Origin of the sequence: Streptomyces sp. NPDC096040 (genome assembly GCF_040303265.1) — a bacterium.
GTDB lineage: Bacteria > Actinomycetota > Actinomycetes > Streptomycetales > Streptomycetaceae > Streptomyces.
Window position 1 is genome coordinate 78,851 of sequence record NZ_JBEOTA010000026.1, and the last position, 22,742, is coordinate 101,592.

21 protein-coding genes and 1 tRNA gene are annotated in these 22,742 nt (G+C 70.3%); 15 read left to right on the forward strand and 7 right to left on the reverse strand.

The annotated features are described in order from the left end of the window. Positions 1 to 6: 6 nt before the first annotated feature. The 5 genes from ABTY98_RS31055 to ABTY98_RS31075 form a co-directional block, all read right to left on the reverse strand. On the reverse strand, positions 7 to 1,068 hold the full coding sequence (locus ABTY98_RS31055; protein WP_352224377.1) for a 2-oxoacid:ferredoxin oxidoreductase subunit beta: 1,062 nt from the start codon (positions 1,066 to 1,068) through the stop codon (positions 7 to 9). Then, entirely contained in the window at positions 1,061 to 2,989 is a 1,929-nt protein-coding gene (locus ABTY98_RS31060) for a 2-oxoacid:acceptor oxidoreductase subunit alpha (protein WP_352224378.1), read from the reverse strand. The genes ABTY98_RS31055 and ABTY98_RS31060 overlap by 8 nt, the downstream gene beginning before the upstream one ends. A gap of 200 nt (positions 2,990 to 3,189) precedes the next feature. Beyond that, on the reverse strand, positions 3,190 to 3,897 hold the full coding sequence (locus tag ABTY98_RS31065) for a LuxR C-terminal-related transcriptional regulator (protein ID WP_352224379.1): 708 nt from the start codon (positions 3,895 to 3,897) through the stop codon (positions 3,190 to 3,192). 646 nt (positions 3,898 to 4,543) lie between these two features. Then, positions 4,544 to 5,923 (reverse strand): sensor domain-containing protein, encoded by a 1,380-nt coding sequence (locus tag ABTY98_RS31070; RefSeq protein WP_352224380.1) that lies wholly within the window; start codon positions 5,921 to 5,923, stop codon positions 4,544 to 4,546. A 144-nt stretch (positions 5,924 to 6,067) separates the two neighbouring features. After that, positions 6,068 to 7,258 carry a sensor histidine kinase gene (locus ABTY98_RS31075; protein ID WP_352224381.1) on the reverse strand — a complete coding sequence of 397 codons (1,191 nt, stop codon included), beginning with the start codon at positions 7,256 to 7,258 and terminating at the stop codon, positions 6,068 to 6,070. Between the two features lie 239 nt (positions 7,259 to 7,497). On the opposite strand from ABTY98_RS31075, the gene ABTY98_RS31080 reads away from it, so the two are divergent. The 13 genes from ABTY98_RS31080 to ABTY98_RS31140 all read left to right on the forward strand — a co-directional run bounded on the left by ABTY98_RS31080 (position 7,498) and on the right by ABTY98_RS31140 (position 19,959). Next, complete coding sequence (locus tag ABTY98_RS31080) at positions 7,498 to 7,908, forward strand: NADH-quinone oxidoreductase subunit A (RefSeq protein WP_352224382.1); 411 nt, start codon at positions 7,498 to 7,500, stop codon at positions 7,906 to 7,908. Then, positions 7,899 to 8,498, forward strand: coding sequence for an NADH-quinone oxidoreductase subunit B (locus ABTY98_RS31085; RefSeq protein WP_352224383.1), 600 nt, complete (start codon positions 7,899 to 7,901; stop codon positions 8,496 to 8,498). Before ABTY98_RS31080 ends, ABTY98_RS31085 begins: the two co-directional genes overlap by 10 nt. Further along, positions 8,495 to 10,168 (forward strand): NADH-quinone oxidoreductase subunit C, encoded by a 1,674-nt coding sequence (locus ABTY98_RS31090; protein ID WP_352224384.1) that lies wholly within the window; start codon positions 8,495 to 8,497, stop codon positions 10,166 to 10,168. The genes ABTY98_RS31085 and ABTY98_RS31090 overlap by 4 nt, the downstream gene beginning before the upstream one ends. Next, on the forward strand, positions 10,165 to 11,133 hold the full coding sequence (locus ABTY98_RS31095) for a complex I subunit 1/NuoH family protein (protein WP_352224385.1): 969 nt from the start codon (positions 10,165 to 10,167) through the stop codon (positions 11,131 to 11,133). Before ABTY98_RS31090 ends, ABTY98_RS31095 begins: the two co-directional genes overlap by 4 nt. Positions 11,134 to 11,135: 2 nt before the next feature. Beyond that, the gene (locus ABTY98_RS31100) at positions 11,136 to 11,687 is read left to right on the forward strand and encodes a NuoI/complex I 23 kDa subunit family protein (protein ID WP_352224386.1); all 552 of its coding nucleotides are present in this window, start codon (positions 11,136 to 11,138) and stop codon (positions 11,685 to 11,687) included. After that, on the forward strand, positions 11,684 to 12,325 hold the full coding sequence (locus tag ABTY98_RS31105; protein ID WP_352224387.1) for an NADH-quinone oxidoreductase subunit J family protein: 642 nt from the start codon (positions 11,684 to 11,686) through the stop codon (positions 12,323 to 12,325). The genes ABTY98_RS31100 and ABTY98_RS31105 overlap by 4 nt, the downstream gene beginning before the upstream one ends. Beyond that, positions 12,325 to 12,702 carry an NADH-quinone oxidoreductase subunit NuoK gene (nuoK, locus tag ABTY98_RS31110; protein ID WP_352224388.1) on the forward strand — a complete coding sequence of 126 codons (378 nt, stop codon included), beginning with the start codon at positions 12,325 to 12,327 and terminating at the stop codon, positions 12,700 to 12,702. Before ABTY98_RS31105 ends, nuoK begins: the two co-directional genes overlap by 1 nt. After that, positions 12,699 to 14,693, forward strand: a complete 1,995-nt coding sequence (locus tag ABTY98_RS31115) for an NADH-quinone oxidoreductase subunit 5 family protein (RefSeq protein WP_352224389.1) — start codon at positions 12,699 to 12,701, stop codon at positions 14,691 to 14,693. Before nuoK ends, ABTY98_RS31115 begins: the two co-directional genes overlap by 4 nt. Positions 14,694 to 14,699: 6 nt before the next feature. Further along, positions 14,700 to 16,274, forward strand: coding sequence for an NADH-quinone oxidoreductase subunit M (locus ABTY98_RS31120; RefSeq protein WP_352224390.1), 1,575 nt, complete (start codon positions 14,700 to 14,702; stop codon positions 16,272 to 16,274). Next, positions 16,271 to 17,794: an NADH-quinone oxidoreductase subunit N gene (locus tag ABTY98_RS31125; RefSeq protein WP_352224391.1), complete on the forward strand. Its 1,524-nt coding sequence runs from the start codon at positions 16,271 to 16,273 to the stop codon at positions 17,792 to 17,794. Before ABTY98_RS31120 ends, ABTY98_RS31125 begins: the two co-directional genes overlap by 4 nt. Positions 17,795 to 18,022: 228 nt before the next feature. Then, the gene (gene htpX, locus ABTY98_RS31130) at positions 18,023 to 18,886 is read left to right on the forward strand and encodes a zinc metalloprotease HtpX (protein WP_352224392.1); all 864 of its coding nucleotides are present in this window, start codon (positions 18,023 to 18,025) and stop codon (positions 18,884 to 18,886) included. Then, on the forward strand, positions 18,883 to 19,275 hold the full coding sequence (locus ABTY98_RS31135) for a YccF domain-containing protein (protein WP_352224393.1): 393 nt from the start codon (positions 18,883 to 18,885) through the stop codon (positions 19,273 to 19,275). The genes htpX and ABTY98_RS31135 overlap by 4 nt, the downstream gene beginning before the upstream one ends. A gap of 111 nt (positions 19,276 to 19,386) precedes the next feature. Beyond that, positions 19,387 to 19,959, forward strand: coding sequence for an SMI1/KNR4 family protein (locus ABTY98_RS31140; RefSeq protein WP_352224394.1), 573 nt, complete (start codon positions 19,387 to 19,389; stop codon positions 19,957 to 19,959). A 149-nt stretch (positions 19,960 to 20,108) separates the two neighbouring features. Here ABTY98_RS31140 and ABTY98_RS31145 read toward each other — a convergent pair whose 3' ends face one another. Next, positions 20,109 to 21,353 (reverse strand): APC family permease, encoded by a 1,245-nt coding sequence (locus tag ABTY98_RS31145; RefSeq protein WP_352224395.1) that lies wholly within the window; start codon positions 21,351 to 21,353, stop codon positions 20,109 to 20,111. 188 nt (positions 21,354 to 21,541) lie between these two features. Between ABTY98_RS31145 and ABTY98_RS31150 the strand changes: the two genes are divergently transcribed. Continuing rightward, positions 21,542 to 21,808 (forward strand): GlsB/YeaQ/YmgE family stress response membrane protein, encoded by a 267-nt coding sequence (locus tag ABTY98_RS31150; protein WP_352224430.1) that lies wholly within the window; start codon positions 21,542 to 21,544, stop codon positions 21,806 to 21,808. 79 nt (positions 21,809 to 21,887) lie between these two features. Here ABTY98_RS31150 and ABTY98_RS31155 read toward each other — a convergent pair whose 3' ends face one another. Then, complete coding sequence (locus ABTY98_RS31155) at positions 21,888 to 22,376, reverse strand: YajQ family cyclic di-GMP-binding protein (protein ID WP_307621912.1); 489 nt, start codon at positions 22,374 to 22,376, stop codon at positions 21,888 to 21,890. Between the two features lie 222 nt (positions 22,377 to 22,598). Here ABTY98_RS31155 and ABTY98_RS31160 point away from each other — a divergent pair. Continuing rightward, a tRNA-Tyr gene (locus ABTY98_RS31160) sits at positions 22,599 to 22,680 on the forward strand. Positions 22,681 to 22,742: the final 62 nt, after the last annotated feature.

Below are 22,742 nucleotides of genomic sequence, written 5' to 3' on the forward strand. Positions count from 1 at the left end.
CGAGGGTCAGCCAACGACCGTCCAGGTGTCCCCGCCGGCCAGCAGTGCCGCCAGGTCGCCCTTGCCGTGCTCCTCCACCGCTGTGTCCAGTTGCGCGGACATCTGGGAGTCGTAGACGGGCCGTTCCACCGAGCGGAAGACGCCGAGGGGTGTGTGGTGCAGGGTGTCCGGGTCGGCCAGCCGGGACAGCGCGAAGGCCGTGGTGGGGGAGGGGGAGTGGGCGTCGTGGACGAGGATCTCGGACTCGTTGTCCGGAGTCACGTCGACCACCGTCAGGTCGCCGGTGAGCCGGTCGCGTACGACTCCGCGCATGCCGTCGGTGCCGAAGCGGATGGGCTGTCCGTGTTCCAGGCGGATCACCGCTTCCTCGGCGGACTGCTTGTCCTTGAGGGTGTCGAAGGCGCCGTCGTTGAAGATGTTGCAGTTCTGGTAGATCTCGATCAGGGCCGTGCCCGGGTGGGCGGCGGCCTGGCGCAGCACCTGGGTCAGGTGCTTGCGGTCGGAGTCGATCGTGCGGGCCACGAAGGACGCCTCGGCGCCGATCGCCAGCGACACCGGGTTGAACGGGGCGTCCAGGGAGCCCATCGGTGTCGACTTGGTGATTTTCCCGACCTCGGAGGTCGGTGAGTACTGTCCCTTCGTCAACCCGTAGATCCGGTTGTTGAAGAGGAGGATCTTCAGGTTGACGTTGCGGCGCAGGGCGTGGATGAGGTGGTTGCCACCGATGGAGAGGGCGTCGCCGTCACCGGTGACCACCCACACGGACAGGTCGCGGCGGGAGGTGGCGAGCCCGGTGGCGATGGCGGGGGCGCGGCCGTGGATGGAGTGCATCCCGTAGGTGTTCATGTAGTACGGGAAGCGGGAGGAGCAGCCGATCCCGGAGACGAAGACGATGTTCTCCTTCGCCAGCCCCAGCTCCGGCATGAACCCCTGTACGGCGGCCAGGATCGCGTAGTCACCGCAGCCCGGGCACCAGCGCACCTCCTGGTCGGACTTGAAGTCCTTCATGGACTGTCTGGCCTCGGCCTTGGGGACGAGCTGGAGCAGTCCGTCGGCGGCGTCAGTCATGGATGGCCTCCTTGAGCGCCTCGGCGAGTTGCTCCGCCTTGAACGGCATGCCGTTGACCTGGTTGTACGAATGCGCGTCCACGAGGTACTTCGCCCGGATGAGGGTGGCGAGCTGACCGAGGTTCATCTCGGGGATCACCACCTTGTCGTAACCGCCCAGGACCGCACCGAGGTTGCGGGGGAAGGGGTTGAGGTGGCGCAGATGCGCCTGCGCGATCGACTCGCCGGCCCGGCGCAGCCGCCGTACCGCAGCGGTGATCGGCCCGTAGGTCGAGCCCCAGCCCAGGACCAGGGTCCGCGCCCCGTCCGGGTCGTCGACCTCCACATCCGGGACGGCGATGCCGTCGATCTTGGCCTGCCGGGTGCGGACCATGAAGTCGTGGTTGGCGGGGTCGTAGGAGATGTTGCCCGAGCCGTCCTGCTTCTCGATGCCGCCGATACGGTGTTCGAGACCGGGCGTGCCCGGGATGGCCCACGGACGGGCCAGCGTCTGCGGGTCGCGTTTGTACGGCCAGAACACCTCGGTGCCGTCCTCCAGGGTGTGATTGGGCCCCTGGGCGAACTGCACCTGTAGGTCGGGCAGTTCCTCCAGATCCGGGATCCGCCAGGGCTCGCTGCCGTTGGCCAGGTAGCCGTCGGACAGGAGCATCACCGGCGTTCGGTACGTCAGCGCGATCCGGGCCGCCTCCAGCGCCGCGTCGAAGCAGTCCGCCGGGGTCCGCGGGGCGATCACCGGGACCGGGGCCTCGCCGTTGCGGCCGTACATCGCCTGCAACAGGTCGGCCTGCTCGGTCTTGGTCGGCAACCCGGTGGACGGCCCGCCACGCTGGATGTCCACCACCAGCAGGGGCAGCTCCAGCGACACCGCGAGCCCCACCGTCTCCGCCTTCAGCGCCACACCCGGGCCGGAGGTGGTCGTCACGGCGAGCGAGCCGCCGAAAGCCGCGCCGAGCGCCGCGCCGATCCCGGCGATCTCGTCCTCGGCCTGGAAGGTCCGCACACCGAAGTTCTTGTGCTTGGAGAGTTCGTGGAGGATGTCGGAGGCCGGGGTGATCGGATACGAGCCGAGGAACAGTGGCAGGTCGGCCTGGCGGGACGCGGTGACCAGGCCGTAGGCCAGGGCCAGATTCCCCGAGATGTTGCGGTAGGTGCCCACCGGGAACGCGGTCGTCGCCGGGGCGATCTCGTAGGAGACCGCGAAGTCCTCGGTCGTCTCCCCGAAGTTCCAGCCCGCGCGGAAGGCCGCCAGGTTGGCGTTCATGACCTCGGGCTTACGGGCGAACTTCTGCTTGAGGAAGCGTTCCGTGCCCTCGGTGGGCCGGTGGTACATCCATGACAAGAGGCCGAGCGCGAACATGTTCTTGCTGCGCTCGGCCTCTTTACGGGTGAGGTCGAATTCTTTGAGGGCTTCCACGGTCAGCGTGGTCAGCGGCACCGGATGGAGGCTGTAGCCGTCCAGCGAGCCGTCCTCCAGCGGAGAGGTGTCGTAGCCGACCTTCTGCATCGCCCGTTTGGTGAACTCGTCCGTGTTGACGATGATCTCCGCGCCGCGTGGCAGGTCCCCGATATTGGCTTTCAGAGCGGCCGGGTTCATCGCGACCAGCACGTTCGGCGCGTCCCCGGGGGTGAGGATGTCATGGTCGGCGAAGTGCAACTGGAAGGAGGAGACCCCGGGCAGGGTGCCTGCAGGGGCACGGATCTCGGCGGGAAAGTTGGGGAGGGTCGACAGATCGTTGCCGAAGGACGCGGTCTCCGACGTGAACCGGTCACCGGTGAGCTGCATACCGTCACCCGAGTCCCCCGCGAACCGGATGATCACCCGATCCAGGCGCCGGACGGCCTTCACGCCGCCCGGCCTGCGCTGTTCTCCTACGACGGTTCCGTCGGCCTGTTCCGTTGTCCTGCTGACCTGGCTGGTCACTGAACTGGACCTCCTTCGAGGCGGCTGTCCGGGCGTGGTCGTCCCACGGACCATCCCACGTTCAACCCTACGTCGGTTAGGGTCACCTTCCCGCGCCTGCTCACATGATGGACGGCGCTTTGAGACGACCTGTCGCCCTGACTTGTCATGATTTTCCCTCCCCCTGGCTGCCTTCCGGTTCCGACACGGTGTCGGTCCCGTCAGGAGTTCAGATAGGTCAGAACGGCCAGAACGCGCCGGTGGTCACCGTCGCTCTGGGAGAGCCCCAGCTTGAGGAAGATGTTGCTGACGTGCTTCTCGACGGCTCCGTCGCTCACGACCAGCTGCCGCGCGATCGCCGAGTTGGTCCGCCCCTCGGCCATCAGCCCCAGCACCTCCCGCTCCCGCGGGGTCAGCCCGGCCAGCACGTCCTGCTTACGGCTGCGCCCTAGCAGCTGCGCGACCACCTCGGGGTCGAGCGCGGTACCGCCCTCGGCGACCCGCACGACCGCGTCAACGAACTCCCGCACCTCGGCGACCCGGTCCTTCAGCAGATAGCCCACGCCCCGGCTGGAACCGGCCAGCAGTTCGGTGGCGTAGCGCTCCTCCACGTACTGCGAGAGCACCAGCACCCCGAGCTCCGGATGTGCCTTCCGTAGCCGTACGGCGGCTCGCACACCCTCGTCGGTGTGCGTCGGCGGCATCCGTACGTCCGCCACCACCACGTCCGGCATCGCGCCCTGTGCATGGAGATCGGCGATGGTCTTGACCAGCGCCTCGGCGTCGCCGACGCCCGCGACGACGTCATGTCCGCGGTCGGTCAACAGCCGGGTCAGCCCCTCTCTGAGCAGCACTGAATCCTCGGCGATGACCACCCGCACCCTGTCCTCCACGATCTCCCGGCCCCCCACACCCCGTCCGGCGTACATGCCTGCCCTGTCCGAAAGACCAGCATTCCAGCATTCGGATCGAAGCGCGCCGGGGTCATGAGAGGAGACGAGCCAAATAAGCCCGCCCGGCGTCCGAGATACACCCTCCTGTCCAGCGCGTCCGGCGTTACAGGACGAGGCCGTTCGGGGTTCGGGTCGAAGCGGGGGGCTGGGGGCGGCAGCCCCCAGGAGCGGCGGCCGAAGGGGCGCGCCCTCGTGGGGATGGGACGGGCAAGGGCGGCGGGGGCGGATCGGCCAGGGGACGGAAATCTGCCGGGGGGCGGATCGGCCGGGGGACGGAAATCTGCCGGGGGGCGGATCGGCCGGGGGACGGAAATCTGCCGGGGGGGCGGATCGGCCGGGGGACGGAAATCTGCCGGGGGGCGGATCGGCCGGGGGACGGAAATCTGCCGGGGGGCGGATCGGCCGGGGGACGGAAATCTGCCGGGGGGCGGATCGGCCGGGGGACGGAAATCTGCCGGGGGGCGGATCCGCCGGGGGGACGGAAATCCGCCTGGGGGCGGATCCGCAAGGAGACGGAAACCCGCCCCGGGGACGGAAACCCGTCCCGGGACGGAAACCCGCCCGGGGGCGGATCCGCCAGGGCCCGGGGACGGAATCCGCCAGGGGGCGGAAATCCGTGCCCTCAGCCCCGCCAGGGCAGCTCCGCCGTCACGCGCGTGGGCCCGCCCACCGGCGAGTCCACCACCAGGATCCCGTCGACCGCGTCCAGCCGCTCGGCCAGACCCGCCAGCCCCGACCCCCTCGCCGTGTCCGCACCCCCCACCCCGTCGTCCACGACCTGCAACATCAACCGGTCCTCGCTCCGCCACACATCCACCGCCGCCGCACTCGCCCGCGCGTGCTTGCTGATGTTCTGCAGCAACTCGGACACCGTGAAGTACGCGATCCCCTCGATCGCCGCCGCCGGCCGCTCCGCCAGGTCGACCTCCACCTGCACCGGCACCGTGCACCGCGAGGCCACCGCCGACAGCGCCGCATCCAGCCCCCGGTCGGTCAGCACCGCCGGATGGATCCCCCGGGCCAGGTCCCGCAACTCCTGCAGCGCGGTCTTCACCTCACCGTGCGCCTCGTCCACCATCCGCGCCGCGACCTGCGGATCCTCCCGCAGCTTCTCCTTCGCCAGCCCCAGATCCATGGCCAGCGCCACCAGCCGCGCCTGCGCCCCGTCGTGCAGATCCCGCTCGATGCGCCGCAGGTCGGCCGCGGCCGTGTCGACGACCACCCCCCGGCCGGACTCCAGCTCCACCACCCGTGACGCCAGCTTCGAGGGCCCGAGCAGCCCGTGCACCATCAGCCGGTCCACCAGCGTCAGCGCCCGCACGATCCACGGCGTGGCCAGCGTGAACAACAGCCCCACCAGCGCGGTCACGGTGATCTCGAACGGGTTGTCGAGATAGACGCTGTGATGGGAGTCGCCGTACAGCTGAAGACCGCCCTGCCCGGCGTACATCGGAAAGACCCAGAACCACAACGGGTACGTCAGCAGGGCCCAGCCGTACGCCCAGAAGTTGAGCGCGACGACGAAGGAGAACATCGACCAGGGGAACTGGAGGACCGCGTACAGCAGATGCCGCCAGGACGTGCCGCTCTTCAGCACCGCGCCGATCCACGCCATCACCCCGGGCTTGCGCATCCGCAACGGTTCCGGGTCGGCCACCTCCAGGCCTAGCAGCCCGCGCGCCCGCGTCCGCTCCAGCGCCCCGAAGCCACGGCAGCCGGCGAGGGCCGCGGCCAGCAGGGGGATCCCGATGAAGGTCACCAGCAGACCGACACCGAGGGACAGCATCGTCACGGTCCACACGAACAGCGCGACACCGATCGGAAAGCCCAGCAGCACATAGGCGAACTCACGCCAGCTGCGCGCCTCGAACGGCGCCCGCAGCACGGCCGGCACCCGATGCCGAGGCTCACCGTACGGACCGTGGCCGTACCCGCGATCCTGCCCGTATCCGTGGTCCTGCTCGTATCCGTATCCGTGCCCGTGCCCGTACTCCGTGGCCATCGGTGCCGTCCCGTCCGTCCTGTGCTGTCCCAGCCCGTCCCGTCAGGCCTGTCCCTGCCGTACCTCCACCCTGCTGTGCCGCAGGTCCACGAACCATGGAGGCCGTCGGCATCTTGAACGGGGGGTTTTCCCTACCTCCCGGTCCTACCCGCGGTCGCGCCAGGGCAGCTCGGCGGTGACCGTCGTGGGACCGCCGGCCGGAGAGTCGACGACGAACAGGCCGTCCACCGCCCCCAACCGGTCGGCGAGCCCGCGCATCCCGGTGCCGCCGTCCAGGCTCGCGCCGCCGCGACCGTCGTCCCGTACCTGGATCAGCAGCCGGTCGTCGGCGCGCCACACGTCGACCGAGGCGCTGCGCGCCCCGCTGTGCTTGCTGATGTTCTGCAGCAGCTCGGAGACGGTGAAATAGGCGATGCCCTCGATCGCGGGCGCCGGTCTGGACGGCAGGTCGGCGGTCACCTGGACCGGTACCGTGCAGCGCGAGGCGACCGAGGACAGCGCCGCGTCCAGCCCCCGGTCGGTCAGCACCGCCGGGTGGATGCCCCGGGCGAGGTCCCTGAGCTCCCGCAGGGCCAGCTTCACCTCGCCGTGCGCTTCCTCGACCATCGCGGCGGCCCCGTCGGGATCCTCCAGCAGCTTCTCCTTCGCCAGACCGAGCCCCATGGCGAGGTTGACGAGACGGGCCTGCGCCCCGTCGTGCAGATCCCGTTCGATACGCCGCAGGTCGGCGGCGGCCGTGTCCACCACGACCCCCCGGTCCGACTCCAGCTCGGCGATCCGGCGCTCCAGCTCGTCGGAGGGCGACAGCAGACCCCGGACCATCGCCCGGTCCGCGTTCGCCAGCCCACGCGCGATGAACGGCAGCACCGGCCACAGCACGAACAACGACGTCAACACGATGCAGAAGGTGAGGATGCCCCAGGGCAACCGGATGAAGTCGTACAGCAGGGTCCGCCAGCCCACCGGATCCTTCAGCGCCATCCACAGCCGTTGAGTGCGCGCACCCCGCTTGGACCACGGCAGCGGAGTCGGCTCCTCCACCCGCACCCCGAGCAGCGCACGCGCGCGTGCCCGCTCCAGCTTCCCCAGCTGCCGGGCGCCCACCAGCGTGCCGGCGAGCAGCGGGATGCCGACCACGGTGATCGTCAGCACGCCGCTCACCCACACCGACGTGAACACATAGATGAAGCCGAACAGCGCTATCGGCAGGTTCAGCAGGAGGTGCGCGATCTCCTTCCAGGTGTGACCGTCGTAGGCGAAGCGGACGGGCGGCAGCCGGTCGCGGTCTTCTCCGCCGTCGGCCAGGCTGGTGGATCGGGGTGCGGGTGCGGTCATATGCGTCAGCGTGCCGTGTGCCGTGACGCAATGCCATGGAGTCCGCCGCCCGGGCCACCCTGGGGAAAACCCCACCAGTCGCCCCGCTGTCACGTCTCACCGTGTGACGGGCTGCTTACCGTGTCTTTATCAGGGCCTAGACTCCCGTGCGTACAGATCGTCGAATCAAGAGTTGACTGAGGTTACGACGCGGGGCCGGGGCCGGCCCGTTGTCTGTCGAGGGAGTGAGGGGACGGACGATGTGGGAGACGGTGAGTGGTGAGCCGACCGTGGTCGTCGCCGCGGACTACTTCGCGTCCTACTCGGTCGTGGGACTGCTGACACTCATCGGCGTGCTCTTCGTCGCCGCCGCCTTCGGAGCCGGCCGGCTACTGCGCCCCGTGGTCCCCACGCCCGAGAAACTCCTGACCTACGAGTGCGGTGTCGACCCCGTCGGCGAGGGCTGGGCACACACCCAGGTCCGCTACTACGTCTACGCCTTCCTCTACGTCATCTTCGCGGTCGACTCGATCTTCCTGTTCCCCTGGGCGACGGTCTTCGCCGCCCCCGGCTACGGCGCCACCACGCTCGTGGAGATGTTCGTCTTCCTCGGCTTCCTCGCCGTCGGCCTGCTGTACGCATACAAGAAGGGCGTCCTGACATGGACGTGACGCCGTCGGAGCCCGTGCTGCTCCCGGAACCGAAACGGTTGGGCGCGCTCGCCCGTCTCGCCCCCGAGCCGATGAAGGTCGTCCTCAACTGGGGCCGCCGATACTCGCTCTGGGTCTTCAACTTCGGCCTCGCCTGCTGCGCGATCGAGTTCATCGCCGCGTCGATGGCCCGCCACGACTTCATCCGCCTCGGGGTGATTCCCTTCGCGCCGGGCCCCCGCCAGGCCGACCTCATGGTGGTCTCGGGCACGGTCACCGACAAGATGGCCCCGGCGGTCAAGCGTCTGTACGAGCAGATGCCCGAGCCCAAGTACGTCATCTCCTTCGGCGCGTGCAGCAACTGCGGCGGCCCGTACTGGGACTCCTACTCCGTCACCAAGGGCGTCGACCAGATCATCCCGGTCGACGTCTACGTCCCCGGCTGCCCGCCGCGCCCCGAGGCCCTCCTCCAGGGCATCCTCAAACTCCAGGAGAAGATCGCCGCGGAGTCCCTGGGCGAGCGCTACGACACCCCCCGCCCGTCCGCCGCGGCCCTCCAGAGCGGCCTGGTGCGGCCGCCGGCCCCCGCCGCCGAAGGGGACACGCGATGACCGCCCCCACCGGCTGGCTCCCCGCCCCCGTGGACGAACTCTTCGGCACGGACGCCACGGCCGAGGAGTCCTACGAGGTCCTCACGGTCGATGTCCCTCCCTCCTCCTGGCTCGCTGCCCTGGAGACCGCTCGTACGACGCTGACCTGCACCTTCTTCGACTGGCTGAGCGCGGTCGACGAACCCGGCACCGGCTTCCGAGTCTCCGCTCACGTCATCGCCCTCGCCCCGGTCCGCCGCCTCCTCCTGCGTACGACCGTGCCGCACTCCGCCCCCGAACTCCCGTCCGCCGTCGGCGTCTACGCGGGCGCCCGCTGGCACGAACGCGAGACCCACGAGATGTTCGGCGTCCGCTTCTCCGGCCACCCCGGCCTGGACCATCTCCTCCTTCCGGAAACCTTTGAGGGCCACCCCCTTCGCAAGGACTTCGTCCTGGCGGCCCGTGTCGCCAAGGCCTGGCCGGGCGCCAAGGAACCCGGCGAGTCCGACCACGGCGGCCCCAGGCGTCGCCAGATGCTGCCCCCAGGCGTCCCCGACCCCAACGAATGGGGTCCCCTGAAAGGCCAGCTCCCCCCTGCGCCCGCCCGCCCCGCCCGAGCCGCGGCAGGCCGCCCCACCGGCGAACGCCCGGCCCGCGAGCCCGGCGAACGCCCGGTACGGCGCTCCCGCACAGCAGCGGAGGGCTCGGCCAGCCAGACAGCCGGGGCGGGCACGGCGGCCCCGACGCCTGCGGCGGACGCGCCCGTCGAGGCACAGCCGACGCCCATCCCGCGTCGGGGGCGGAGTGCGGGCGAGGGGTCCGCTTCCCAGCGAGCCACCTCTGCGGGGCAGCCGTCGGCGGCTGCGGACCGGGGGCTGAGTGCGGGAGAGGCTCCTGCTCCCCAACCGGGCGCTTCTGGGGGGCAGCCATCGGCGGCTCCGCGCCGGGGGCGGAGCGTGAGCGAGGGTTCCGCCTCGCAGCGCGCGGCATCCGCAGCAGACGAGACCGCTCCGGCGGAGGAGCCGACGGCCGCCGCTCCCCGGGGGCCGCGCCGGGCACGTACCGCCTCGGGCGGCTCCGCGTCGCAGCGCACGCAGCAGACGACACCGCCGGCAGAACCCGCCACCCCGGCCCGCCCCTCGACCCCACGCAGCGCCGACGCTCCGTGGCACCACGCCCGCCCGGCCTTCGACGAACCTGGAGGCGAAGAGCGGCGGGCTACGTCGGCCGGGCCGGGCGAGCCGACCGAGGCGACCGAGACACGCGGGGCCGGGCCGGAGGCCAAGAAGGCGGGGGCGGGGGCGGGGGAGCCGATGCCGCAGGAGCCGGCTGGACCTGAGCCGACGGCGCAGGATTCAGCTGACCCTGAGTCGGCACCGTCTGAGTCGGCCACGCCTGGGCCGACCGCACCGGACGCGGCCGAGCCGAAACCTGCCGCGCCCGAGACCCCAGAGGTTCCCGAGGCCGCTGAGGACGCTGAGGCCGCCGAACCTGAGACTTCACCCCCCGACACCTCCGACGCCTCAGCCTCCGACTCCCCCGCCTCTGAGGCCCCGGCCTCCGAAGCCTTCGCCCCCGACGCTCCTCCCAGCCCTGAAGCCCCGGCCGCGACCCCGGACAACGCCACGCCGGACACCGCCACCCCCGAACAATCCGCCCCCCACGACGACCGCCAAGGAGGCCCGCAGTGAACGACGCTCTGGACGTCGCCCTGCGACTCCTCGTCGTGTTCGTCGTCTTCCTCACCTTCCCCCTGATCGTCGGTCAGACCGAGCACAAGGTGATGGCCCATATGCAGGGCCGCCTCGGCCCGATGTACGCCGGTGGTTTCCACGGCTGGGCCCAGCTGATCGCCGACGGCGTGAAGTTCGCGCAGAAGGAGGACGTGGTTCCGGCGGGCGCGGACCGCCGTATTTTCCAGTTGGCGCCCGCGGTGGCCCTCCTGCCGTATCTGCTTGTGCTGCTCGCCATCCCGATCGGCCCCGGCGAGGGTGCCGTCGGCCAGGTTCTGGACGCGGGTGTGTTCTTCGTGCTGGCCGTGATGGGCGTCGGTGTCCTCGGCTCGCTCATGGCCGGCTGGGCCAGTGCCAACAAGTTCTCCCTCCTCGGCGGCCTGCGCACCGCCGCCCAGCTACTCGCCTACGAACTTCCCATGCTGCTCGCCGCCGCCTCCGTGGCGATGGCGGCCGGTACGGTCTCCCTGCCGGGCATCGTCGGGGCCTTCCACTGGTGGTGGCTGCCCTGGCAGATCACCGGAGGGCTGGTCTTCTTCGTCGCCGGTCTCGCGGAGCTCCAGCGGCCCCCCTTCGACATGCCCGTCGCCGACACGGAGATCATCTTCGGCGCGTACACCGAGTACACCGGCCTGCGCTTCGCGCTGTTCCTGCTCGCCGAGTACGCCGGGATCGTCGTCCTGTGCGGCCTGACCACCGTCCTCTTCCTGGGCGGCTGGCACGGCCCGTGGGGAGCCGACGGCCTCGGCTGGCTGTGGACCCTCCTGAAGACGGCGCTCCTTGCCTTCGTCGTGATCTGGCTCCGCGTGACCTACCCCCGCCTGCGCGAGGACCAGCTGCAGAAGTTCTCCTGGACCCTCCTCGTCCCCCTTTCTCTCGCTCAGATCGCCCTCACCGGCATCGTCAAGGTGGTGATCTCCTAACCATGGCCCCCATCCCCGGCAGCGGCCTCGCCAAGGGCCTGGCCGTCACCCTGCGCACGATGACCCGGAAATCGGTCACCGAGCAGTACCCGGACGCCCTGCCCGAGCTCCCGCCCCGCACCCGCGGTGTGATCGGCCTGTTCGAGGAGAACTGCACGGTCTGCATGCTCTGCGCCCGTGAGTGCCCCGACTGGTGCATCTACATCGACTCCCACAAGGAGACCGTCCCGGCGGCGACCCCGGGCGGCCGCGAACGCAGCCGCAACGTCCTGGACCGCTTCGCCATCGACTTCTCCCTGTGCATGTACTGCGGTATCTGCATCGAGGTCTGTCCTTTCGACGCCCTGTTCTGGTCCCCGGAGTTCGAGTACGCCGAGACCGACATCCGTGACCTCACCCACGAGCGAGACAAGCTCCGCGAGTGGATGTGGACGGTCCCGGCCCCGCCCGCCCTCGACCCCGGCGCGGAGGAACCGAAGGAGATCGCCGCCGCCCGAAAGACCGCCGAGAAGCTCGCCGCCGCCCAGGCCGAGCCGGGGGAGGGGGAGTCGTGACCTTCCTCGCCCAGGCGCCGCACGGCTTCCTGTCCCCGACCGGCGTGGAGATCGCCTTCCTCCTCGTCGCCCTGGTCACCTTCGGCGCCGCCCTCGTCATGGTGACCACCCACCAGCTGGTGCACGCCGCCCTGTGGCTGGTGGTCACCCTCGGTGGTCTCGCTGTCGAATACCTGCTGCTGACCGCCGAATTCATCGCCTGGGTGCAGGTCCTCATCTATGTGGGTTCCGTAGTCGTCCTCCTTCTCTTCGGTCTGATGCTCACCAAGGCCCCGATCGGCCGCTCCCCGGACGCCGACTCCGGGAACCGCTGGGCGGCGCTGGCCGTCGCCGTGGCCGCCGCGGCCGCCCTGGTCTGGGTGGTCGTGGACGCCTTCCGCGCCACCTGGATCGACCTGGACGGCGCCGCCGCCGGTTCGACGAAGGTCACCGGCCAGAGCCTCTTCCAGTACTGGGTCCTGCCCTTCGAGGCCCTCTCCGTGCTTCTCCTCGCTGCCCTGGTCGGCGCGATCGTCCTGTCCCGGAAGGCGAAGGCGGACTCGGCCCCGCCCCCTGTGAACGGCCGGCCCGTCACGCAGAGTTCCCCTTCCGTCACGGATTCCGGGATTCACCCGATCGAGCAGGAAGGCGTCCGCTGATGCACCTCGCCTATCCCGCCGTCCTCTCCGCCCTCCTCTTCTGCACCGGCCTGTACGGCGTCCTCGCCCGCCGCAACGCGATCCTGGTACTGATGTCGGTCGAGCTGATGCTCAACGCCGTCAACCTCAACCTCGTCGCCTTCGACGTGTGGCTGAGCAAGACCGCCCGGGACACCCTCCACTCCGGCCAGGCGCTGACCCTGTTCACCATCGCCATCGCCGCCGCCGAGATCGGCATCGGCCTGGCGATCGTCCTCTCCGTCTACCGCAACCGCGGCACCTCCGCCATCGACCGGCTCCGCGACACCGCCGAGGGCCACGAGCACGGCACGCCCACGGACGGGACGGCCGACGAGAAGGCTGAGGCCACCGCGTGACCACGACCCACCTCGCCGTCCTCGTCCCCCTCCTGCCCTTCCTGGCCGCCGCGGCCGGCCTGCTCGTGGGACGCTCGGCCCCCGGCTTCGTCCGCCCGCTCGCGGTCCTGCCGACGCTCGCCGCGCTCGCGCTGGCCATCACGGTCGCCGTCGACCAGGGCGGCGGCCGGGCCGTCGACGCCCACACCCAGCTCACCCCGACCGGCTCGGTCCCGATCGAACTCGCCCTGCACATCGACGGCTTCGCCGCCCTTGTCGCCGTCCTGGTCGCCTTCGTCGCCACCTGTGTGCAGATCTATTCGACCGGCTACCTGCGCGACGACCCGCGCTACCCCTCGTACGCCGCCCTCGTCTCCCTCTTCACCTCCGCGATGCTGCTGGTCGTCTACTCCGGCGATCTGATCGTGCTGCTGGTCGGCTGGGAAGTCATGGGCATCTGCTCCTACTTCCTGGTCGGCCACTACTGGGAGACCCCCGAGGCCCGCGCCGCCTCCATCAAGGCCTTCCTGGTCACCAAGCTCGGCGACGTGCCGTTCCTGATCGGCCTGTTCGCGCTCGCCACCGACGCCGGGTCCTTCCGCATCACCACCGTCCTCGGCACCGTCGCGAACGGCGGACTGCACCATCCGGCCCTGGTCGCCCTGCTGCTCCTGTGCGGCGTGGCGGGCAAGTCGGCGCAGTTCCCGCTGCACACCTGGCTCCCCGACGCCATGGCGGGCCCGACCCCAATCTCCGCGCTGATCCACGCGGCCACGATGGTCGCCGCCGGTGTCTACTTCGTCGCCCGCCTCCTTCCGGTCTTCGAGGCCAGTGCGGCTGTGATGATCGTCCTCGCCGTCATGGGCGCCGTCACGATGGTCGGTTCGGCCCTCGCCGCCCTCGCCCAGGACGACATCAAGCGCGTCCTCGCCTACTCGACGATCGGTCAGCTCGGCTACATGACCGGCGCCCTCGCCGTCGGTGACCGCGGTGCCGCCGTCTTCCACCTCCTGTCCCACGGCGCCTTCAAGGCACTGCTGTTCCTCGCGGCCGGCGTGATCATCCACGCCGCCGGCACCAACTCGCTGGCCGTCATGTCCCGCACTTCCGGCCTGCGCGAACGCGTCCCGGACGCCTACTGGACGATGACCGTTGCGCTCCTCGCGCTCGCCGCGATCCCGCCCTTCAGCGGCTTCTTCTCCAAGGAGTCCGTCCTGGTTGCCGCCGAACATGCGGCTACCGGCCACACCGCGCACGCCCCCGGCAGCGCCGGCTGGATCGTCCTCGTCGCCGGCCTGGTCACCGCCGTACTCACCGCCGCGTACGCGACCCGGTTGTGGCTGCTCGCCTTCCGCGGCCGGGGAACCGATGCCCCGGACCACGGCCGGCAGCCGCTGTCCATGACCGTGGTGCTGTGGGTCCTGGCCGTCCCGTCCCTCGCCTTCGGCGGGTTCGCCTACCGGTCGCTGCCCGGCTGGTTCGACGGCCGCGACCTCACCCCGACCCTCACCACCTCGATCCTCGGCACCGGCCTCGCACTTGTCGGCGGACTCGTCACCTACGGCGCATGGCAGCGCACCAGGGCGCTGGCCGCCCGCGCCCCGATCGGCGCCGTCGCCGCGCACGCCGAGGGCGACGCCGGACTGGTCGAGGCCGAGGCCATCGCCACCCACGAGCCGGCGTTCGGCGACGTGGCCTACGCACCCGACCCGGCGGACCCCGCCAGGCTGCTGCTCGGACCGCTGCGCCGGCCCGCCGCCGAAGGCTTCCACCTGGACGCCGTGTACGACGTGCTGTTCGTCCGCCCGGTCCTGGCCGCGGCGAGCCTTGTCCAGTTCCTCGACCGCGAGGTCGTCGACACCTACGTCCGCGGCGCAGCCGCCGCACCTCGGCTGCTCGGCGCCGCGGTACGGCGGGCCCAGACCGGCAACGTCCAGACCTATGTGAGCGCGCTGCTCGCCGGCACCGTCGTCCTGGCGGTCGCCGTCCTCCTCGTCGCCACGGGAGCGTGAGCAGGCGTGATCGATATCAGCGAGTCCGTGATGCAGTTCCTTCTGGCATTGATCGTCGTCGGCCCGCTTCTCGGCGCCGTCGCCGCCCTGCTCCCCGCCCCGCCCGGGCTGAAGGGGAAGTCACCAGAGCAGGCCGTGCTCCGCCACGGCGTGACCGTGACCGGCGTGATCCTCATCGCCGCGATCGTCCTCGCGCTCGGCTTCGACCACGACCATCCGTCGAGGATGCAGGCCACGACCGACATCAGCTGGATCCCCGCACTCGACGTGCGCATCCACCTCGGCGTCGACGGCATTTCCCTCCCCCTCGTGGTCCTGACCGCGCTGCTGACCTTCCTCTGCGCGCTCTACTCGTACTTCAACATGCCCGCGGGCCCGTCCCCGAAGGCCTTCGTCGCACTCCTGCTCGTCCTGGAGTCCGGCACCCTCGCGAGCTTCGCCGTCCTCGACCTGCTGCTGTTCTTCCTCGCGTTCGAGATGGTCCTCATCCCGATGTACTTCCTCATCGCCCGCTGGGGCGGCGAGGGACGGACACAGGCCGCCTGGAAGTTCATCCTCTTCACCCTGCTCGGGTCCGTCGTCATGCTGCTCGGCCTGCTCCTGATCGGCATCAAGGCGGGCACGTTCGACATGGTGGCACTCGCCACTGACAACGGCCGGTCGCTGACCACATCCGTGCAGGTCATCGCCGTTCTGGCGATCGGGATCGGGCTCGCCGTCAAGACCCCGATGTGGCCCCTGCACAGCTGGCTGCCGGACGCCCACACCGCCGCGCCGACCGTCGGCTCGGTCCTGCTGGCCGGTGTCCTGCTCAAGATGGGTACGTACGGGTTCGTCCGGATCCTGCTGCCGGTCGCCCCGGACGGATTCCGCACCTTCGCGCCGTACCTCGCCGCCTTCGCCGTGGTCGGGATCATCTACGGCTCCCTGGCCTGCCTGAACCTGGCCAAACGGGGAGCGAAGGGCGACCTCAAGCGCCTGATCGCCTACTCCTCCGTCGGCCACATGGGCTTCGTCCTGCTCGGCATCGCCACCATGACCCCGACCGGCGTGAACGGCGCCCTGTTCGCCAACATCGCCCACGGCCTCATCACCGGCCTGCTGTTCTTCCTGGTCGGCGGCCTCAAGGACCGCACCGGCACCACCGACCTCGACACCCTTGCCGAGGCGAGCGGTGCCGCACTGTACGGCAAGGCACCGCGCCTCGGCGGACTGCTCGCCTTCGCCGCCGTAGCTTCGCTCGGACTGCCCGGACTCGCCGGGTTCTGGGGCGAGATGCTGGCCCTGTTCGGCGCGTTCAAGCCCGCCGCCGACCTCAGCCGCCCCGCCTTCCTGACCTTCATGGCGATCGCCGCCATCGGCACCCTTCTGACGGCCGCGTACCTGCTGACCGTGGTCCGCCGCGTCTGCATGGGCGCCGTACCGCACGACATGCCCAAGCTCGCCGACGTCCGCACCTACGAGTTCGCGGCCTGGACCCCGCTCGTCGCCCTCACCGTCGTCGCCGGACTGTGGCCGAAGGCCCTGCTCGGGCTGACCGACCCGGCCGTGCAGCAGCTCCTCGCAGGAGGCACCCGATGAGCGCCCTGGCCCAGCCCCTGGCCGCCGACCTCGTCCAGTCCGTCGACTGGCTCGCCGTCGGGCCGCCCACCCTCACCGCGGTCGTCGCACTCGCCGTCCTGGTCGCCGACCTGTTCGTGCCCGAGGCCAGGAAGCCGCTCCTCGGCTGGGTCTCGGTCGCCGGACTCGCCGCGGCCGCCGTCCTGCTGCTGCCGCTCCTGGATCACGACCGCAGCACCTTCTGCCTGACGGGCGCCACGCGCGCGTGCAGCTACACGGCCGACCGGTTCACCCTGGTCGTGCAGTTCCTGGTGCTCGGCGGCGCCCTGCTCACAGCCCTGCTGTCCGTCACCACCCTGAAGGACGGCAACCGCCGCTACCCCCAGGGCGAGTTCTGGTTCCTGCTGCTCTCCTCGGCCGCCGGCGCCGCCCTGCTGCCCGCCTCCCGCGACCTCGCCACCCTGATCGTCGCCCTGGAGGTCGCCTCCCTGCCCGCCTTCGCCCTCGTCGGCATCAGGCACGGCGACAAGATGTCCTCCGAAGCCGCCCTGAAGTTCTTCCTGTCCTCGGTGACCGCGACCGCCGTCAGCCTCCTGGGCGTCAGCTTCGTCTACGCCACCACCGGCAGCCTCTACCTCACCCAGGTCGCCGACCGCATCCAGCACGTCGACGGCCAACTGCACACCCTCGCCCAAACGGGTGTCGTCCTCACCCTTGTGGGTTTCGCCTTCAAGACCGCCGCCGTCCCCTTCCACTTCTGGGTCCCCGACACCTACGTCGGCGCCCCGCTCCCCATCGCCGCCTACCTGTCCGTCGTCGGCAAAGCCGTCGGCTTCTCCGGCCTGATCCTGGTCACCGTCGTCGCCTTCCCGTCGTACGCCGACGTCTGGGGCCCCGCACTCGCCGCCCTGGCCGCCCTCACCATGACCGTCGGCAACGTCGCAGCCCTGCGCCAGCAGGCCACGCGCGCGTACAGCGCGGTACGGCTGCTCGCCTGGTCATCGGTCGGCCAGGCCGGCTATCTGCTCGTGCCGATCGCCGCCGCCGGATACGCCAAGGACCCCCAGAAGGCCATCGGCTCCACCGTCGCCTACGCCCTCATGTACGCGGCCGTGAACCTCGGCGCCTTCGCGGTGGCCGCCCTGGTCGGCCGTACGAAGGAACCTAACCGGCTCTCCGACTACCGCGGCCTGTACGGCAAGAACCCGCTGACCGCCCTGCTCCTGGCTTTCTTCCTGCTGTGCCTGGCCGGACTCCCGCCCGGCATCATCGGACTGTTCGCGAAGGTCACCGTCTTCTCCGCGGCCGTCGACGCCGGCCTCGGCTGGCTGGCGGTCATCATGGCCGTCAACGTCGTGATCGCCCTCTACTACTACCTCCAGTGGACGGCCCTGTTGTTCCGCCCCTCCGAAGGCGAGACCGCCAGGCACCGCCTTCCGGCCCCCCTCACCGCCGCGCTCGCCCTCACCGGCGCTCTCGGCGTCGCCCTCTCCGGCGCGCCGCAGCTGGTGCTCCGCTTCGCCGGCACCGGCCTGTTCTGACGCCCTTCACGCGTGCGTGCGCACCACTACGCGCGCGTTGCACGCGGCTCTCACCTGTACGGCTCACGCGGCGCACAGCGGACACAAGGGAACTAGTGGCTGTCGCCTGGCGTTGACCAGTGCGGAAGGGTCCACTGGACGTGACACCACGACACCGGTGGCAACGCAGATCGGAAGGCAGCACCGCAGGCAAAGGGTTCCCCTGCCGCACGACTTGGAGGGCGTACCGTGCACCGCCGGCACAACGGACTCAGGACGGCAGTCCTCCTCGGGGGACTGTCGGCACTCATCATCGTCATCGGCAGCTTCTTCGGCCGGACGGGTCTGATCGTCGCGGTCCTCGTCGCCCTCGGCACGAACGCGTACGCGTACTGGAACAGCGGCAAACTGGCGCTACGCGCGATGCGCGCGCGCCCGGTGAGCGAATTCGAGGCACCCGTCCTGTACCGGATGGTCCGCGACCTCTCCACGCAGGCCCGCCAGCCCATGCCCCGCCTGTACATCTCCCCGACGGAGGCCCCGAACGCCTTCGCGACGGGCCGCAACCCACGCAACGCCGCCGTGTGCTGCACGGAGGGCATCCTGCGCATTCTGGACGAGCGCGAACTGCGAGGTGTGATCGGCCACGAGCTCAGCCACGTCTACAACCGCGACATCCTCATCTCGTCCGTCGCCGGCGCCCTCGCCTCGGTGATCATGTTCCTCGTCAACTTCGCGTGGCTGATCCCGGTCGGTCGCTCGGACGACGACGACGGCCCCGGCCTCCTCGGCATGCTGCTGATCATGATCCTGGGCCCGCTCGCCGCCACCCTCATCCAACTCGCCATCAGCCGCTCCCGGGAGTACGAGGCGGACGCCTCCGGCGCCCAGCTCACCGGCGACCCGCTCGCCCTCGCCAGCGCTCTGCGCAAGCTGGAGGCCGGCACCAAGCAGCTCCCGCTGCCCCCCGAGCCCCGGATCGAGACCGCGAGCCACATGATGATCGCGAACCCCTTCCGTCCGGGCCAGGGAGTGTCCAAGATGTTCTCGACGCATCCGCCCATGGCGGAGCGGATCGCCCGGCTGGAGAAGATGGCAGGTAGCCCGCGGTGAAGACCATCCTGAACGTCATTTGGCTCGTCCTGAGCGGCTTCTGGCTGTTCCTCGGGTACCTACTGGCGGGCGTGATCCTGTGCGTCACGATCGTCGGCATCCCATTTGGGATAGCCGCGTTCCGCATCGGCGTGTACGCGCTGTGGCCCTTCGGGTACACGACCGTCGAGCGGCGGGACGCGGGTGCCCCCTCCTGTGTCGGCAACGTCCTGTGGCTGGTTCTCGCGGGCTGGTGGCTGGCCCTTGCCCACATCGTCACCGGTGTGGCGATGTGCCTGACCATCATCGGGATCCCGTTCGGCATCGCCAACTTCAAGCTGATCCCTGTCTCCCTGCTCCCGCTGGGACGCGAGGTCGTGCCCACGGACCAGCCGTTCGCGGCCCGCTGACCACACCTCATCCGGCCCTTGCCGCAGACGAGTTGTGCACAGGCCCGCACCCGGGCCGGGGGTTGTCCACAGGGAGCCGCGATTGTCAGTGGCGGCCTGCATCATGAAGCCATGACCGAGATCGAGCAGTTGCTGACACGGGTGGCCGTACAGGCCCGCGGCTCCCGTCCGTGGGGCTGGCCTTCGCTCCCCGCTCCGGTCGACGTGGCCACGCTCGACCGCGCCCAGGAGGCCCTTGGCTTCCCTCTGCCACCCCTCCTCGCCGCGCTCTACGAGCAGGTGGGCGACGGAGGCTTCGGCCCGTCGTACGGCCTGCTGCCCCTGCTCGACGGCGCCCCCTCCGGCGAACCGGCCGCCGTCGCCCAGTACCTCACCAACCGCGAATACGGCCGCAAGAACCCGGAGTGGCCCTGGCCGGAGGGCGTCCTGCCGATATCCCACTGGGGCTGCGGTATGTACGCGTGCGTGGACTGCCGTACCCCGGAGGCCGCGGTTCTGCTCTACGAGCCGAACGCCGACGGCGCCGACGGCGCCTGGTTCGTGGACGCGCCCACCCTCACCGACTGGCTGTGCGTCTGGCTGAACGGCAGGGGTTGGTACGAGGAGACCGACGAGGGCACGGATCTGGCGCCGTGGGACGGCTTCCGGATACGCACGGTTCCGGCTTCGGGGCAGGCCTTCTGAGAGGCCTGACCTCCCGAGTGGGGCGCCGCGCCTGCCGTGGCGCTGCTCTTCGCCGCAGACTCCAGCTCGCAGACCGCTGTGACCGCCCACCGAGCCGTCGCCCACCGAGTCGGCGTTCGTCGTCGTACGCCGCAGGCTGCAGCCGTCGGCTACCGAGCCGTCACCCACCGCCGTACGGCGTACGCCAACGCGCCCACGGCGAGTACGGCCGCTCCCGCGGCCACCGACACCACCGGCAGCGCGAAAGCGAGCGCCGCACAGCCCAGCAGGCCTATCACCGGAACCACGCGGGCTCGCGGGGCCGGATCGAGTGTCCAGGCCGAGGCGTTGGCCACCGCGTAGTACGCCAGCACACCGAAGGAGGAGAAACCGATGGCCCCCCGGACGTCCACCGTCGCCGCCGCCACGGCGACCACCGCGCCGACGGCCAGCTCCGCGCGGTGCGGAACCTGGAAACGCGGATGCACGGCGGCCAGCGCCCGAGGCAGATGGCCGTCACGGGCCATGGCGAGCATGGTGCGTGACACCCCTAGGATCAGTGCAAGCAGCGACCCGAGCGCGGCCACCGCTGCCCCCACCCGCACCACGGGTACCAGCCTGGGCACCCCGGCCGCCCGCACCGCGTCGGCCAGCGGCGCCCCAGCACGTCCCAGCGCGTCGGCGCCGAACACGGAGAGGCCGGCCACCGCCACGCACGTGTACACCACCAGCGCGATACCCAGGGCCAGCGGAATCGCGCGCGGAATGGTGCGCGCCGGGTCCCGTACCTCCTCGCCGAGGGTCGCGATCCGCGCGTACCCGGCGAACGCGAAGAACAGCAGGCCGGCCGCCTGAAGCACGCCGCCCACACCCGATGACAGACCGATGTCCAGCCGCCCGGCGTCCGCTCGCCCGGACGTCAGGCACACGACCACCGCGGAAGCGAGGACCGCCAGCACCACGGCCACGATCACCCGCGTCAGCCAGGCCGACTTCTGGATGCCGCCGTAGTTCACGGCGGTCAGTGCCAGCACCGCCGTGACCGCCACCACGTGCGCATGACCTGGCCAGGCGTAGGCACCCACGGTGAGCGCCATCGCGGCGCACGACGCCGTCTTGCCGACGACGAAGGCCCAGCCCGCGAGGTACCCCCAGAAGGCGCCGAGCCGCTCCCGCCCGTACACATAGGTGCCGCCCGACTGTGGGTAGCGGGCGGCGAGGCGGGCCGAGGACATGGCGTTGCAGTAGGCGACCAGGGCGGCGACGGCCAGCCCGGGCAGCAGCCCTGACCCGGCCGCGTGGGCCGCCGGGCCCAGGGCCGAGAACACGCCGGCCCCGATCATCGAGCCGAGGCCGAGGACCACGGCGTCGCGTACGCCCAGCGTGCGCCGCAGGCGGGGAAGGGGGGAGGCCATGCGCCGCACCCTACTGATCGCCGCAACCGCGGGGTATCGCCGTGGCGTCCTCGTCATCGACGGGACACGAACAGACGCGCGACGGCCATCTGCGGATGGCTCGGACGGCCTGTCCGGCACAGCCGGCCGAGAACGAAATCACAGGGCCGGAACAGTGCGAACACAGCGCGGAAGGGCAGGTTCAGGGCATGGGCATCATCGGTTGGATCATCCTGGGACTGTTGGCCGGCGTCATCGCCAAAATCCTGCTGCCGGGACGCGACCCGGGCGGCTTCATCGGCACGACTCTCATCGGCATCGTGGGGGCGTTCCTCGGCGGCTGGATATCGGCCCACTGGCTGGACCACCCCATCACCAAGAACTTCTACGACGGTGCGACCTGGGTGGCGGCGATCGGCGGCTCGCTGGTCCTGCTGATCGTCTATCGCCTGCTGTTCGGCAATTCGCGCGACTGAGCCTCTGCCACGGGGCAGCAGACGAGAGGGGTGGGCACCGGAGGCGTCCACCCTTCCTTCGTACCTCGGCCGGCAGTGACTACCGGTAGTTAACGAACTGGAGCGCGAAGTCGAAGTCCTGGCCCTTCAGGAGCGCGATCACGGCCTGAAGGTCGTCGCGGCTCTTGGAGCTGACACGTAGTTCCTCGCCCTGCACCTGGGCCTTCACACCCTTGGGGCCCTCGTCGCGGATGATCTTCGCGACCTTCTTCGCGTTCTCCTGGGAGATGCCCTCCTCGATCGACGCGAAGATCTTGTACTCCTTGCCGGAGAGCTGCGGCTCACCCGCGTCCAGCGCCTTCAGCGAGATGCCGCGCTTGATCAGCTTCGACTGGAAGACGTCGAGGATCGCCTTGACCCGCTCCTCGGAGTTCGCCTGCATCAGGATCTTCTCGCCGGACCAGGCGATCGAGGCGCCCACGCCCTTGAAGTCATAGCGCTGTGAGACCTCCTTGGCGGCCTGGTTGAGGGCGTTGTCGACCTCCTGCCGCTCGACCTTCGAGACGATGTCGAAACTGGAGTCGGCCATGTCCTGTGGCTCCTTGCATCGGGGGGGTAAGGGGATGCGTTCCGGCGCGCGACGGCGGCCGCGCCTGGTGTGGGGATCAGGCCGCATCCGCACCAGCCTAGCCACCCGACGTCTCGCGAGCGCCGATCAATCGGGTGGCGGAGCACCCCTCGGGATCGGGTATTGTTTACGTCGTTGCCAGGGAGCACCGCCGAATAGCGGTTCGACTTGGTGGCAGACCCCGGCGGTGTGCCCGAGCGGCCAAAGGGAGCAGACTGTAAATCTGCCGGCTCAGCCTTCCCAGGTTCGAATCCTGGCGCCGCCACAAGTCTGAAAGGGTCTGTGACCAGCAGCAATGCTGGTTGCAGGCCCTTTCGGCGTTCACCG

What these genes read in the sequence shown, in the direction of transcription:
- ABTY98_RS31055 (WP_352224377.1), bottom strand. Translation starts at nt 1,068, where the DNA reads ATGACTGACGCCGCCGACGGACTGCTCCAGCTCGTCCCCAAGGCCGAG.
- ABTY98_RS31065 (WP_352224379.1), bottom strand. Translation starts at nt 3,897, where the DNA reads ATGTACGCCGGACGGGGTGTGGGGGGCCGGGAGATCGTGGAGGACAGG.
- ABTY98_RS31070 (WP_352224380.1), bottom strand. Translation starts at nt 5,923, where the DNA reads ATGGCCACGGAGTACGGGCACGGGCACGGATACGGATACGAGCAGGAC.
- ABTY98_RS31075 (WP_352224381.1), bottom strand. Translation starts at nt 7,258, where the DNA reads ATGACCGCACCCGCACCCCGATCCACCAGCCTGGCCGACGGCGGAGAA.
- ABTY98_RS31080 (WP_352224382.1), top strand. Translation starts at nt 7,498, where the DNA reads ATGTGGGAGACGGTGAGTGGTGAGCCGACCGTGGTCGTCGCCGCGGAC.
- ABTY98_RS31085 (WP_352224383.1), top strand. Translation starts at nt 7,899, where the DNA reads ATGGACGTGACGCCGTCGGAGCCCGTGCTGCTCCCGGAACCGAAACGG.
- ABTY98_RS31090 (WP_352224384.1), top strand. Translation starts at nt 8,495, where the DNA reads ATGACCGCCCCCACCGGCTGGCTCCCCGCCCCCGTGGACGAACTCTTC.
- ABTY98_RS31100 (WP_352224386.1), top strand. Translation starts at nt 11,136, where the DNA reads ATGGCCCCCATCCCCGGCAGCGGCCTCGCCAAGGGCCTGGCCGTCACC.
- nuoK (WP_352224388.1), top strand. Translation starts at nt 12,325, where the DNA reads ATGCACCTCGCCTATCCCGCCGTCCTCTCCGCCCTCCTCTTCTGCACC.
- ABTY98_RS31125 (WP_352224391.1), top strand. Translation starts at nt 16,271, where the DNA reads ATGAGCGCCCTGGCCCAGCCCCTGGCCGCCGACCTCGTCCAGTCCGTC.
- ABTY98_RS31140 (WP_352224394.1), top strand. Translation starts at nt 19,387, where the DNA reads ATGACCGAGATCGAGCAGTTGCTGACACGGGTGGCCGTACAGGCCCGC.
- ABTY98_RS31145 (WP_352224395.1), bottom strand. Translation starts at nt 21,353, where the DNA reads ATGGCCTCCCCCCTTCCCCGCCTGCGGCGCACGCTGGGCGTACGCGAC.
- ABTY98_RS31150 (WP_352224430.1), top strand. Translation starts at nt 21,542, where the DNA reads ATGGGCATCATCGGTTGGATCATCCTGGGACTGTTGGCCGGCGTCATC.
- ABTY98_RS31155 (WP_307621912.1), bottom strand. Translation starts at nt 22,376, where the DNA reads ATGGCCGACTCCAGTTTCGACATCGTCTCGAAGGTCGAGCGGCAGGAG.